A 13,355-nucleotide genomic window follows, 5' to 3' on the forward strand; every position below is an offset into this window, starting at 1 on the left:
TAGATGGCAAGAGTGAGAAGTGGAGAAGGAATGGCCTGCTTTCCTTGGAAAATGTTGAATTGGAAGCAGTCTCGTCATTTCCTCTCACCTTGCAAGATGTAACCTCACCCATGTCCTGGGAGAAGGAGAGCTTAGTCCTCTCATCAGGGATGGGTGCTGAGAAACCTTCCTCTGGCTGGAAGCGGACGGTTTCCCAGCACCCATCCATTCTAAGGACATTATGAAACTCGAATTTTTATAACCGAACAGATATACAAAATGGAAAGGAGAGGTTCGGAAATGGCACATCCTTTTGATGATCCGAACGGAAGTTTTAAAGTCTTAAAAAATGAGAAGGGAGAGTATTCCTTATGGCCTGCTTTCCTTGATGTCCCTGGAGGATGGGAAGTTGTCTTTGGAGAAGCGGATCGTACAGCATGCACGGAATATATTGAGACCCACTGGCAGAGCATCGTACCTGCTCCCGAAACGATGGGTGTTGAATAGAGTGGCCAAGCGCACGCCTTATCAAAAAGCAGTCATCATCGTTTACGTTGTTTCCATGTTTCTGGTAGCAATGGATGCAACGATTTTGAACGTCGCTCTTCCCGCCATCGGCGAAGAGTACGGTGTACCGGCATCTGCAACAGGGACGGTGAATATCGGATATCTGATCAGCCTCGCGATGGTTTTACCGGCTGCCGGGTGGCTCGGGGACCGATTCGGAACTAAACGAATGTTCATGGTTGCCCTCAGCCTTTTTACCGTGGCGTCTGTCGGTTGCGGTTTATCCGGATCCCTGCTGACGCTGAATATTTTCCGTGTCATTCAGGGGGCAGGCGCAGGAATGATTACTCCTGTGGCCATGGCCATCCTGTTCCGTACATTCACACCCGAAGAAAGACCAAAACTTTCCCGGATGCTGGTCGTACCGATTGCTTTAGCACCCGCATTGGGCCCTGTACTCGGCGGGTTTCTCGTCGAAGGACTGTCCTGGCATTGGATTTTCTTCATCAATGCCCCTATCGGCGTGATGGCGCTCTTCCTTTGCAGCAAGTGGCTGGAAGAATATCATTCGCCTGATGCTGGAGCCTTCGATAAGAAAGGGTTCTTCCTGTCTCTTCCGGCCTTTTCGTTTCTCGTTTATGCCTTCACAGAGGGACCTTCTGCTGGATGGTCTTCACCTGGGATTCTAATCATCGGAGGTGCAGGACTCCTTTTACTCGGGACCTTCCTCAGGCAGGAATCGAAAGTGGAAGCACCAATGCTTGATGTTCATTTGATGAAAGATCAGGAGTTCCGGACGATGAGTCTGGTCGGTCTAGGATCAGCGGCAGGACTTTTCGGTATGTTGTTCGTATTCCCGTTGATGTACCAGCGCGCTCTTGGTGTGTCAGCTTTGGAAACGGGGTTGACCACTTTCCCTGAAGCGCTCGGTCTCATGACAGCTTCTCAGCTGCTTCCTTGGTCGATGAAGAAATTCGGCGTCCGCCGCCTTGTGACGTGGTCGTTGTTCGCCTCGTTCATTATTTTTACGTTGATCTCATTAACAGTCGAAGCGAATCCATGGATTATTCGTATACTCATGTTCAGCGTGGGAATTTTCCTCGGTCATGCGGTGACGGCTGCTCAGATAACAGCCTTTCAAAATATACCGAAAGCTTCAATGGCAAGGGCGACGACGTTTTACAACGTCCAGAAACGCTTTGGAGCAATTGTCGGAGTTTCAGCTTTAGCTAGTGTTCTCGGGACATCGGAAGCCGTCGAATTGTCGGTATTCCAAGTGGCTTTGTTTGGTGCGGCAGTTTTCCTTCTGCTCTGTTTCTTCGTCATGTTGACTTACAGGGCAACGACGGACAGCCCAGCAGAATCCAAGCAGGAATCAAAGCCTGCGAAAGCTGTGAATGGATAGGGGGATGAAAGTGAAAGTGGTCGTCTGCCGTCTGCCAGGACAAGTGAAAGAAGAAAATCTACACCCCTTGCTCCCCTATATAGGGCAAGAAAGAAGGAAAAGAATCGAACGTTTTTATCATATCAACGATGCGTTTCGTTCCCTGATCGGAGATCTGCTCGTCATCCACATGTCCGATGGATTTCCTGGAACGACGGAAAAGAAGAGAAGCATCCAGAAGAATCGTTATGGAAAGCCTTACTTCCCGGATCTCCCTAATCTTCAATTCAATGTCTCCCACTCCGGAGAGTGGGTGGCGTGTACCATCCATGAATCTGAGGTTGGCATTGATATCGAGGAACATAAGGACATGGATGTTCGTCTTGGAGAGCAGTTGTTTCCGGAAGAAGAATGGGAGAGAATCTATGAATCTGAACATTCTTTGCAGGCCTTCTATGATTTATGGACGAGGAAAGAAAGTTATGTCAAAGCTGTCGGTAAAGGACTGAACATTCCTTTGGATTCTTTCTGTTTGGATAACGGAAAGCCCTTGTCCGTGGAAACAAAAGAAGTAGTGGATGAGTTTGAATGTTTTTCAGTCCCTTTTGCTGAAGGGTATTCGTTAGCAGTTTGTGTCAAGAACGCCTCTGGTTCAGAAAAAGACATACATGTTCAGGAAACGACGTTTGACGCGCTCGTTCAATCCATTCGAAAGAGAGAGGAAGATCCGATATGTTCGTACAAATGAGAAAAGCCATCGTTACTGAAGGAAGCTCGGAAAAAATGGTGGAACGGTTCAAGAAAAAGACGACCGTCCGAAAACAGGAAGGGTTCGTCGATTTGTCCGTGATGGTTAAGAAAAGCAGGAAAGATGAAGAAGAAGTCATCATTATGATTCGCTGGGAATCCGAAGAGCTGTGGAAGAAATGGGAAACGAGCGAGGCTCACCTCGCTGGACACCGGGAAAGAAAAAATCATCCGAAGCCGGATTACATCCTTCGTTCGGAAAATGCTTATTACCACGTGGAAGCTTTAAATGAAAAGCTTGATGAAGAGAAGGAAACAACACCTCCGTTCCTTCATTCGAGGGACGTTCAGAAGGACGATACCATCATTGATGTGCAAGGGACGCAAGTGGGAGGGGAGAAACCGTCCATGATTGCGGGCCCATGTGCCGTAGAAAGTTATGAGCAGATCTCCCAAGTAGCTGATGAAATGAAGGGACACGGATTACACCTGTTGAGAGGGGGAGCTTTCAAACCGCGTACGTCCCCATATGACTTTCAGGGTCTCGGCATGGAGGGGCTTATGCAGATGTCCAAGGCTGCCAAAGAGCGTGGTCTTTCGGTCGTGACAGAGATCATGAGCACCGATCGCCTGGAAGAAGCGTTGCCGTTTGTGGATGTCATCCAAATCGGTTCCCGTAACATGCACAATTTCGATCTATTGAAAGCGGTAGGGCGAACGAATAAGCCGGTCTTGTTGAAGCGGGGACTTGCGGCGACCATTAAAGAATTCAAGCTTGCTGCTGAATACATCCTGGCTGAAGGAAACAGCAAAGTCATTCTTTGTGAGCGTGGGATCCGGACGTATGAAAATGCGACCCGGAATACTCTTGATATTTCAGCCGTCCCGATCTTGAAACAGGAAACCCACCTTCCAGTGATTGTCGACGTTTCCCACTCTACGGGCAGAAAAGAACTGCTTACCGCTGCATCGAAGGCTGCGCTTGCTGCTGGTGCAGACGGGGTGATGACAGAAATTCATCCCGATCCGAAAAATGCGCGGTCTGATGCCGCACAGCAAATGGACTTCCATGAATTCCGCACATTCATGGATGAATGGAATTCATATGTTGAACGCCATACAAGAGAGCTTTCCTACCAATAGATAAAAAATCCCCTTACCGTATGTACGGCAAGGGGATTTTTCTAAGTTACGCGTGATAAGCTAAATCTTTTTTCTTCTTCAGATCGAAACGATCGGCATTCATCACTTTCACCCAGGCAGCGATGAAGTCATGGACAAATTTCTCTTTGTTGTCCTGTTGAGCATAAACTTCAGCCAGGGCACGAAGCACAGAGTTTGAACCAAAGACGAGGTCGACACGTGTGGCTTTTCTGACGAGCTCTCCGGTCTGTCGGTCACGTCCTTCGTATTCGTTGTAGTCACTAGGCTTCCATTCGATGCCCATATCCAGCAGGTTCACGAAAAAGTCATTGGTCAGCGTGCCGACGTTGTCGGTGAATACACCGTAATCCGTGTCTTGATAATTGGCACCAAGGACACGCATTCCACCGATGAGTACAGTCATTTCCGGTGCAGAAAGACTAAGGAGCTGGGCTTTGTCTACAAGCAGTTCTTCAGGGCTTAACGTATATTTCTTCTTCTCATAGTTTCGGAAGCCATCAGCCATCGGCTCAAGCACTTCGAAACTCTCTTCGTCCGTCTGCTCCTGCGTCGCGTCTCCGCGGCCGGAAGCGAAAGGGACCGTTACATCGACGCCGGCATCTTTGGCGGCTTTTTCAACGGCAGCACTTCCTCCCAGAACAATGAGATCAGCAAGGCTGACTTCCTTATCGAATTGTTTTTGGATGCCTTCATAGACCGCAAGTACTTTAGAAAGTTTCTCAGGTTCATTTACTTCCCAGTCTTTTTGCGGAGAAAGTCGGATACGCCCGCCGTTAGCGCCGCCGCGCATATCGGATCCACGGTAGGTGCTTGCTGCTGCCCATGCGGTTTTCACAAGGTCACTGACAGCAAGGCCGGAATCAAGGATTTTCGCTTTCAAATCAGCGACTTCCTCATCAGTCAATTCATAATTGACTTCTGGAATGGGATCCTGCCAGATCAAATCTTCCTCAGGAACTTCTGGTCCGAGATATCTTGCTTTTGGTCCCATATCACGGTGAAGCAGTTTGAACCAGGCCCGGGCAAACGCATCAGCGAATTCATCCGGGTTCTGATGGAAGCGTCGGGAAATCTTCTCATAATCAGGATCCATACGCAGAGCCATATCAGCTGTCGTCATGAAGGTTGGAACTTTTACAGATGGATCTTCAGCATCTGGAGCCATATCTTTTTCTTTAGGGTTGACCGGCGCCCACTGGTTGGCACCCGCTGCACTCTTCGTCAATTCCCATTCATAACCGAATAAAAGGTCGTAGTAGCCGTTGTCCCAAACGGTCGGGTTCGCGGTCCATGCCCCATCGACACCACTTGTGATCGTGTCACGGCCTTTTCCGCTTCCGTGCGAGCTCATCCAGCCTAAGCCCTGGTCTTCAATATCGGCAGCTTCCGGGGAGGCTCCAACTTGATCAGGATCGCCTGCTCCGTGAGCTTTACCGAACGTATGCCCACCAGCGACTAATGCCACGGTCTCTTCATCATTCATTCCCATGCGTCCGAATGTATCCCGAATATCACGAGCACTGGCCAGCGGATCCGGGTTTCCGTTTGGTCCTTCAGGGTTTACATAGATCAGTCCCATCTGCACGGCAGCAAGTGGACTTTCAAGTTCACGGTCACCGGAATAGCGGTTATCTCCAAGCCATTCTGTTTCATTTCCCCAATAGACATCTTCTTCCGGGTGCCAAACGTCTTCGCGTCCTGCACCGAATCCGAATGTCTTCAAGCCCATGGACTCAAGCGCCACGTTTCCAGTAAGTACAAGCAGGTCCGCCCATGAAATTTTGTTGCCGTATTTCTGCTTGATCGGCCACAACAGACGGCGTGCCTTGTCAAGGTTTGCGTTATCCGGCCAGCTGTTCAATGGAGCAAATCGCTGAGTTCCGGTCGCTCCACCACCGCGTCCATCTCCTGTACGGTACGTACCGGCTGCGTGCCAGGACATACGGATGAAGAGGGGACCATAGTGTCCATAATCGGCCGGCCACCATTCCTGACTGTCCGTCATGAGTTCGTGAAGGTCCTGCTTGAGAGCGTAGTAGTCGAGGTTATTGAAGGCTTCTTCATAATTGAAATCTTCACCCATCGGATTGCTCTTCCTATCATGCTGCCTTAAAATGTCCAGGTTCAACTGGTTCGGCCACCAATCTTTGTTCTTGGTTCCGACTTTTGTCGTCGTTACAGCTGATTCTTCTTTCGTTTTTGCGTGGGTTACGGGGCACTGCCCAGCGCCAGCTTTGCTGTCATGCATTTCATTCTTATCCATTCAATTTCCCTCCTATATTTGTGAAAAAATTATAATCGGTCTTAGATTATAATTATAATAAAAAAGGAGGGTGATTGAAAGCGAGAACACTCTATTTTCATAAAAAAATTTATTTCATGAATGATAGATTCATATGGGTAATTTTTTAGTAGGAAAGCCTTCACACCAACCTTGTTAACTGGGGGATCAGCTGGGAGAACACGGTGGTGGCGCGGGATTTCAACATCTGTAACCATTGAAAAATCTTCCTTTTGTGTATAGGATGGAAGCATTGATTCTATGAAACGATGCTCCCGAACACCCATAGAAATCCAGCTTGTCAGATAGGGGAATGATTGTGCGCCGCGTAACCGACCACTTATATATCTTTTATTCATTTGTCTTTGTTTTGAATATCATCCATGTGTTCTGGAATAACTCCACGCTATATTCCATCATAGGAGTTCTTGGGCTCGTCATGCTGGCGGTCAGTTTTCCGCTTTCTGATCGTGTCTTTAAAGTTCTCGGAATCATTCTTTTATCAGCGGGATCTTTTTTCTTTTTGTCGAGCGATGCGTCCTTCATGGAGATCCCATCATTCATCGCAGGGAACATCGGACTTTTGTTCTTAATATCCATGCTTCCATGGATGAATAGTGTTGTGAAAGCAGGCAGATATAATAAACTCCTGCAATCGCTGCTTGGAAGCAATGTGAAAGGGCTTGGGTCCTTATACGTCAGAAGTGAGATCACCATGGTGTCTCTTGCTGCGTTTCTGAATTTATCTTCAGCGACGATTTCACAGGATCTGCTGAAAGAACAATTGAAAAACGTAACAACGAAAGTGAAGAACAGTTTTGTTTTAATGGCGACCCTGCGGGGATATTCACTTGCCTTACTTTGGAGTCCTCTTGAGATTCTGCTGGCTACATCTATTTTCATCACAGGAGCGAATTATTTAGAGGTGCTTCCATGGATGCTTTTAATCGCCGTCCTCGGGATGTCCGTCGATGGAACGATGGGAAGGCTGATGTTCCGAAAGCATAAGGTTGAAGACACGGTTTCTTCCGTGAAAAGTACAGGAAAGAGTCGAAAAAAACTGATTCAGTTCATTTCCGCTCTTGCTACGTTTTTGACACTTGTCGTATTTTTAGGGAATGTCCTTAAGCTCGACTTTCTCTTTGCCGTGACTGTATCCATCTTCCCCTTCGCTTTCGTATGGGCGCTGCTCGTGAAGCGGAAAAGAAGCTTTCTGCACGTCGGATGGCCGACATGGAAATGGAAAACGAATCATTTGAGCAATTTCATCGTTCTCCTGCTTTCCCTTTCGTTCTTGACGAAAACGCTGAATGCTTCTCCTTATTTGAAGTACTTGCAGGATCCGATTGTCGCTCTCGGAGAAAGTCCGCTGCTCATCATGCTGTTCATTCAGGCTGCTTTTCTCATCATGACGTTATTAGGTGTGCACCCGGTGGCAACGATGGGAATCTTCGGTGGAGTCAGTGAACTGTTGATGGGAACGTTCCCGGAGGTGACTTTGACCATTCTGCTCGCTTCCTGTGCGATTGCTACTGTTCCTTCAGCACCTTATGGATTGATTGTCACCATCACTTCAGTAGCCTTACGAATGAACCCATACCAAATCGTACTCAGGAACCTTCCTTACAGCATTATGCTGGGATTTCTCGGAATTGGGGTCGCTCTTCTTACGCTGCTTGTCTATTAATGATTCATACAAAAAAACGGACCAGAAAGAGGGTCCGTTTTTTTGTATGCTCGTTTATGCTCCATCCCCTGTTTTCCTGCACAGATCTACCATGAACATTTAAAGTGTCTTATTGTAAAAGCTTTTTGGACAAGGGATAGACACCTAAGCTCTGGAGGACAAGTGATAGGAGTACCGTTGCAAAAGCTGTAGAGAGGAAGAGAGGATGTTCCTCCGTCTGCTGAATTTGGAAACTTAAAATGAGAAAGACAGACATCGTTCCTTTGAGACCTGCCCATGAAATCATCGCGGCTTCCCGCCACGACATTCGGTTTCGCCATTGTGGAAACAGCTGGGTGCTTCCAGCAATGATGATAAAACGGACGGTGATGGACAAGAAAAAAATTAGGAGCGCAAACCCCCATACATCGATATTCAAATAGGGAGCCGTCTGGATCCCGATGGCTAAAAAGAGCAAGGAAAGGGCTGATATTTCGATGATCCCCCAGAAACCATCCAGTGTTTTCTTGAAGTCCTTCTCTTTGATGGTCCGACCGTATTCAAAAGAGAGCATAAGTCCCGCAGAAACTGTTGCGAGGACACCCGACACTTCCAATGCTTCTGCGAGATTGAAAACCCCGTAGGCGAGGATGATGCTCAGCATGACCTGATATTCGCGGTTTTGCATGTAGTGGACGCCCTTACTTACTGCCCAACCCCACACGATTCCCAAGCCGGCACCACCGAGGGATACAACGAGAAAGTCACGCGTGAAAGACAGGATGGAAACTTCCTGTTGACTCGTATAAACTCCTAAGAGCACAGAAAACAGGACGATGCTTGTACCATCGTTCAATAGGGATTCGCCTTCGACGACATCCGCGATCTTTTCATCCCCTGTGGATTTTTTTAATATGGACACCACAGAAACGGGGTCGGTAGGAGTCAAAATAGACGCAAGGAGCAGCCCGCCAATTAAGCTGATAGAAAGGAACGGACCGCTCACGGCATATATAAGACTTCCTAGCAGACCTACTGTCAAGAGAAGTCCGAGAGTGGCAAGAAAAAGAATGAACCCCATCTGCTTTTTAAACGCATCCGCCGGGAATCGATAGGCAGAAACAAACAGAAGGGCAGGTAGGAAGATGTGATAGATCATGTATTCAGTCACTTCAATGGAGGCGAAGAATGGGATGAATGATAGACCGACCCCTGAAAACACAAGGACGGTAGGGACAGGAAGATTCTCTTGTTTTTTATCGATGGTAAAAATGAAGAAGCCGATGGATAGCAGAATAATTCCTTGTGTCATGGACATGGACTTTCCTCCTTTTCGATCGTTCTGTTCTGCCCATATCCTAAAGGGCTTAGAATGAAACTTCTTATCCTGAAGGTTGGCCATTGTGATCTTCATCTGGGACGTTTATGCGACTTAAGGCTCCTCTGCAAATAAAGAAAAAGACCTGTGCACATACCGTACACGGGCCTCTTGTCTATCCCTTTAATCGAATTTTTTCTTACACGACATATAAGTCCGTTTGTCTGAGGTGGAGGTGCGGGAGTTCTTCTCGACGCGTGTAAATCCCACCACGGACGATAAAGCCGGGGTTACTCTCCGAATGCTTCTGGAAGCATTTTGAATCCATCGATTTCAGCGTCTTCTTCCACTTCGATCATAATGCAGCGTTTGCCTTTGTAATTGACTTGTCTTACATACTGCAAGTCCTGAGGGCTGATCGAGATGTTGGCGATTTTTGTGTTGATCTTAATCGATTTGGATTTGTATTTCGGAACTATGCTGCTCGCTTTCAGTTCATACCCTTCATCGTCCGTAATTTGAGCAAAGGCATGCTTCACTTTATCAGAATCCACTTGTTCACCGCTTGAGGTCAACACACGTTCCACATCCCTGTAGTCTAGCTTTGGAGGGGTGTCATCCTCATTCTCTTCTACGGTACGGTTGATTTCTCCGTACACATTCGCAAGCGTGGACGGGCTCAACTGGTCGCCCACGACATCCCGGATGACTTCTTCAAATATGGCTTTGTCTTCTTTAGCTGTCATGATTTCTTCACCGTTCAACACATCTTCGATGAAACGGTAGTCCGGTTCATTGGCTTTACCGGCAGAGTAGAGGATATGGTTCACATCGGACGCCCCATCCGTAATGACAGGGAAAAGAAATCCTGTCATCGGGTTTTTTAAGTCGATCACTGGATCGACTTCGATTTTATATTTGAATTCTTTTTCGACATAGTCGAATTGAATTTCTTTTTTCGGATCCTCCGTTTTATTGATACTGCAGAGAATAAAGGGATTGGAATAAACAGCGTCACGGTTGCTTTCTTCCGATTCTTCGCTGCGGCCTCTCGTCGGTTTCAAGTACTCGGCGCGGATGAAGGAGATGACAACATCCTTTTCATACGGGTGGTCGCGGATGACTTTCTCTGTCATTTGAAGCATTTGTTCTTTCCAATCATCGACGTGGTTGCTTAAGAGTCCTTTATGTAAAATGAGCTGACTATTGTCTTCAGCTTCGCGCTGGAATTTCAGCTCGAACAATTTCTCGTCGAGCTGTCCAGTCAGTAATTTTTTGAAGTTGTTCATATAAAGTTCCTGCTGGTCTTTATCCAGCATTTCAAATGGCTGGCTCTGGTGGTGGTAAATTTCGGTGGTTTCTTTCATAATGTAGACGTTGAAGATGTTTTTGATCTTCAGAAGGTCATTGTCTACTTTGAGCTGCCTGCGGATGCCGGCGATGTCTTTTTTGTCCATCCATCGTTCACTCCTAATTTGTTCTTTCGTTCCATGATTCTCTCATTTTAACATAGAGAAATCGATGTGGCGGAGGAAGTTTTCAGACCCCTTATAGAGAAGAGAATTATGAAATGGCAACAGGGGTGGGCAGCCATTTCAAAGGGCGTGTCCATGAAATAAGAGAAGGTCCCTTCTGGAGGAAGGAACCTTTTAGGTTATTGATTATCTTGTTTTGCTTTTTTGGATTTGCGTGCTTTTTTAGCTTCCTGCTTCTGAGCTTCGTTTGCTGCTTCACTTCCAAATTCCTGGGAGAATTCAGCGTCAGCTTGTGCAGGATCAAATCCTTTTTTGTTCTTTTGTTCAGCCTCTTGTTTCTTCGTTCTTTTCGCCATGGGATGTTCACCTCCGTTTCATGTTTTAGTATGGGACGGAAGAGGGATTCTCATGTAAAGAAAGAAGGAAATTCATCTAGAATCGATAGGGAATCCAAGTTATAATAGGTGAGGTTGGAAAAAATAGATGGAAGAAGCTTTCGGGCCTTCTTCCATCTATTTTTTCGTTGATGACGAATGAATAAAAGGAGGAGGGCTCTCATGGATTTTTTTGAACGGATGGAGCGGGAGACGGGCGTCCTTCTGAACGATGTGCAGCAGCAGGCGGTGAAGTATACAGATGGCCCGCTGCTTCTGCTTGCTTCTCCGGGTTCGGGGAAAACGACGACTCTGAATATGAAGATCGGCTATTTGCTAATGGAAAAGAAGGTGGATCCGAAACGGATCATGGCCGTCACCTTCAGTAAAGCTTCTGCCCGGGACATGTCGGAGAGGTTCGACCGGTTTTTTTCCGGTGTGACCGAGGAAAAGGTACACTTTTCAACCATCCACAGCTTTGCTTTTCAGGTGGTGCGTGAATCGTTGCGGAAGCACGGTCAGAGTTTTCAGCTGATCGAAGGAAACATAAGCGATGAAGAATTAAAAAAAGGGTGGGACGGACCTGATGTTCCACTTCATAAGAAGTTCATTCTGAAGAAGCTTTATGAAGAACTTCATGGGGCGCAGATGACAGAGGATGAAATGGATGAACTGTTGCGGTATATCAGTTTTGTAAAGAACAGGATGATTGAAGGTAGAGAGCTCGAAAAAGTAACGTGCCAGGTGAAAAAAGCGTCGGACATTTACCTTTCTTATGAATCGTTCAAGAAAAAGGATGAGGGAAGGCTGCTGCTTGATTTTGATGATATGCTCACTTACTGCCATCAAATTTTAATAAATGATGGACGGATCTTATCTAAATACCAGCAGCAGTTCGAGTATATACTAACAGACGAAAGTCAGGATAATTCCCTTGTTCAGCATGAAATCATCGAGATGCTCGCCAAACCGCAGAACAACCTGTGTGTTGTGGCGGACGATGATCAGTCGATCTTCATGTGGCGTGGGTCTGATGTGATGAAGCTGCTTGATTTTGAAGGAACTTATCCACAAGGGAAAGTACTGACAATGGCCCAGAATTTCCGGTCGACACAGGATATCGTAAATGTGGCAAACCAATTCATTAAACGGAATAAACAAAGATATGATAAAGAAATGTTCACCGAAAATGGGGAAAAGACTCCCATAGCAGTGAAAAACCTGAGTGACTATGAGAAGCAGTTGAAGTATTTGACAGAGCAGCTGCAAAAAAGGCAGCCGGGGGAGGAAGTGGCGGTGCTTTACCGCAATAACGCTTCTGCTGTACCAATTGCCGACCAGCTTGATAAAGCAGGGGTCGACTTTTATATGAAAGATATCGACCCGAAGTTCTTCAAGCACTGGGTCGTGGAAGATGTTCTGAACTTCATGCGTTTTTCCTATAATGACCGACGTGTCGATGTGCTTGAAAGGATCCATACAAAATTTAATGCGTATATTTCGAAAAAGCAGATCTTCTTTTTGAAAAAGAAAAAGGACCAGAGTTCCGTATTCGAATCGTTGCTGGAACAGGACCTTCCGGATTACCAAACGAGGAACATCAAAAAAGCGGACAAGCTCTTCAAAGAAATCAACGAAATGGAACCGGCAAGGGCGATTCGTACCATCCGCGAAAAGCTGGGGTATGATCATGCGCTCCAAAAGATGTCCGATAAATTCGGGTTCAATGCTGAACATCTCATGAACATTTTGAACACCCTGGAGAAGATCGCGGAAGGCCTTGGTTCATTGAAAGGTTTTGCTCATCGCTTGAAGGAGTTGGAGGACCTTCTGCAGACTTCCAAATTCAATAAAAACAAGAGCTCTCTGACGCTTACAACATTCCACAGCGCTAAAGGACTTGAATACGACAAAGTGTATATGATTGACCTTGTCAATGGGGTCATCCCTTCAAAAGATGATATGGAAACGTATCGTAATAAGGAAGTGGGTCCAATGGAAGAGGCCGTTCGTCTTTTTTACGTTGGGATGACGCGTGCCCGGAGTGAACTCGAGCTCCTGACGTACAATTATAAAGGCAATGAACGAGTGACTGAATCCATTTTTGTGATGAATGTGCGCAAAATTCTACATCCTGCTGGAGAAAAACCGTTGAAAAAAAGAAAGCGCCCTGCTAAGGACCTTTCGGATGAACGCTTGCTCCGGATGGAGGAAGTTGAAATTGGAAGAGAAGTCGAGCACCGAAAGTTTGGTTCTGGCATCATCAAAGAATATGATCAGAATCAGATTGCCATTCAGTTCGGGGAAGACGGCTACAAAGAGCTTCTGCTGGATGTTTGTCTGGAGAACGGACTGCTCAGAAAAACGGAAGCTGACATGACCAAATGATGGACACAGCAAGGATCCTCACCCTAAGAAGGTGGGGATCCTTTTTTGTAGTTATAAAAAACATTTTTTTAC

Annotated in this window: 10 protein-coding genes; 6 read left to right on the forward strand and 4 right to left on the reverse strand. The window is 46.6% G+C overall.

Annotated features, from left to right (window positions below):
* The first annotated feature begins 279 nt into the window (after positions 1-279).
* The 4 genes from ACXADE_RS03360 to ACXADE_RS03375 are packed head-to-tail and all read left to right on the forward strand — an operon-like array spanning position 280 to position 3,760.
* On the forward strand, positions 280-486 hold the full coding sequence (locus ACXADE_RS03360) for an MbtH family protein (protein WP_474979100.1): 207 nt from the start codon (positions 280-282) through the stop codon (positions 484-486).
* A gap of 1 nt (position 487) precedes the next feature.
* Positions 488-1,891, forward strand: a complete 1,404-nt coding sequence (locus ACXADE_RS03365; RefSeq protein WP_474979101.1) for a DHA2 family efflux MFS transporter permease subunit — start codon at positions 488-490, stop codon at positions 1,889-1,891.
* Positions 1,892-1,895: 4 nt separating this feature from the next.
* A complete protein-coding gene (locus tag ACXADE_RS03370) occupies positions 1,896-2,618 on the forward strand; it encodes a 4'-phosphopantetheinyl transferase family protein (RefSeq protein ID WP_474979102.1) in 723 nt (240 codons plus the stop codon).
* Positions 2,603-3,760: a bifunctional 3-deoxy-7-phosphoheptulonate synthase/chorismate mutase gene (locus ACXADE_RS03375; protein WP_474979103.1), complete on the forward strand. Its 1,158-nt coding sequence runs from the start codon at positions 2,603-2,605 to the stop codon at positions 3,758-3,760. The genes ACXADE_RS03370 and ACXADE_RS03375 overlap by 16 nt, the downstream gene beginning before the upstream one ends.
* Positions 3,761-3,806: 46 nt before the next feature.
* On the opposite strand, the gene katG is transcribed toward ACXADE_RS03375, so the two are convergent.
* Complete coding sequence (gene katG, locus ACXADE_RS03380) at positions 3,807-6,044, reverse strand: catalase/peroxidase HPI (RefSeq protein ID WP_474979104.1); 2,238 nt, start codon at positions 6,042-6,044, stop codon at positions 3,807-3,809.
* A 331-nt stretch (positions 6,045-6,375) separates the two neighbouring features.
* On the opposite strand from katG, the gene ACXADE_RS03385 reads away from it, so the two are divergent.
* Positions 6,376-7,749, forward strand: a complete 1,374-nt coding sequence (locus tag ACXADE_RS03385; protein WP_474979105.1) for a hypothetical protein — start codon at positions 6,376-6,378, stop codon at positions 7,747-7,749.
* A 109-nt stretch (positions 7,750-7,858) separates the two neighbouring features.
* Here ACXADE_RS03385 and ACXADE_RS03390 read toward each other — a convergent pair whose 3' ends face one another.
* From ACXADE_RS03390 to ACXADE_RS03400, 3 genes are all read right to left on the reverse strand, one after another.
* Positions 7,859-9,046: a cation:proton antiporter gene (locus ACXADE_RS03390; protein WP_474979106.1), complete on the reverse strand. Its 1,188-nt coding sequence runs from the start codon at positions 9,044-9,046 to the stop codon at positions 7,859-7,861.
* A 290-nt stretch (positions 9,047-9,336) separates the two neighbouring features.
* Complete coding sequence (locus ACXADE_RS03395) at positions 9,337-10,503, reverse strand: DUF4317 domain-containing protein (RefSeq protein ID WP_474979107.1); 1,167 nt, start codon at positions 10,501-10,503, stop codon at positions 9,337-9,339.
* A 197-nt stretch (positions 10,504-10,700) separates the two neighbouring features.
* The gene (locus ACXADE_RS03400; protein ID WP_474979108.1) at positions 10,701-10,877 is read right to left on the reverse strand and encodes a hypothetical protein; all 177 of its coding nucleotides are present in this window, start codon (positions 10,875-10,877) and stop codon (positions 10,701-10,703) included.
* Between the two features lie 201 nt (positions 10,878-11,078).
* Here ACXADE_RS03400 and ACXADE_RS03405 point away from each other — a divergent pair, with 201 nt between their 5' ends.
* Positions 11,079-13,283, forward strand: a complete 2,205-nt coding sequence (locus tag ACXADE_RS03405; RefSeq protein WP_474979109.1) for an ATP-dependent helicase — start codon at positions 11,079-11,081, stop codon at positions 13,281-13,283.
* Positions 13,284-13,355: the final 72 nt, after the last annotated feature.

The sequence above is a fragment of the Halobacillus sp. ABR2_026 genome, assembly GCF_056158545.1.

What these genes read in the sequence shown, in the direction of transcription:
- ACXADE_RS03395 (WP_474979107.1), bottom strand. Translation starts at nt 10,503, where the DNA reads ATGGACAAAAAAGACATCGCCGGCATCCGCAGGCAGCTCAAAGTAGAC.
- ACXADE_RS03375 (WP_474979103.1), top strand. Translation starts at nt 2,603, where the DNA reads ATGTTCGTACAAATGAGAAAAGCCATCGTTACTGAAGGAAGCTCGGAA.
- ACXADE_RS03400 (WP_474979108.1), bottom strand. Translation starts at nt 10,877, where the DNA reads ATGGCGAAAAGAACGAAGAAACAAGAGGCTGAACAAAAGAACAAAAAA.
- ACXADE_RS03360 (WP_474979100.1), top strand. Translation starts at nt 280, where the DNA reads ATGGCACATCCTTTTGATGATCCGAACGGAAGTTTTAAAGTCTTAAAA.
- ACXADE_RS03370 (WP_474979102.1), top strand. Translation starts at nt 1,896, where the DNA reads ATGAAAGTGAAAGTGGTCGTCTGCCGTCTGCCAGGACAAGTGAAAGAA.
- ACXADE_RS03405 (WP_474979109.1), top strand. Translation starts at nt 11,079, where the DNA reads ATGGATTTTTTTGAACGGATGGAGCGGGAGACGGGCGTCCTTCTGAAC.
- ACXADE_RS03390 (WP_474979106.1), bottom strand. Translation starts at nt 9,046, where the DNA reads ATGTCCATGACACAAGGAATTATTCTGCTATCCATCGGCTTCTTCATT.
- katG (WP_474979104.1), bottom strand. Translation starts at nt 6,044, where the DNA reads ATGGATAAGAATGAAATGCATGACAGCAAAGCTGGCGCTGGGCAGTGC.
- ACXADE_RS03385 (WP_474979105.1), top strand. Translation starts at nt 6,376, where the DNA reads ATGATTGTGCGCCGCGTAACCGACCACTTATATATCTTTTATTCATTT.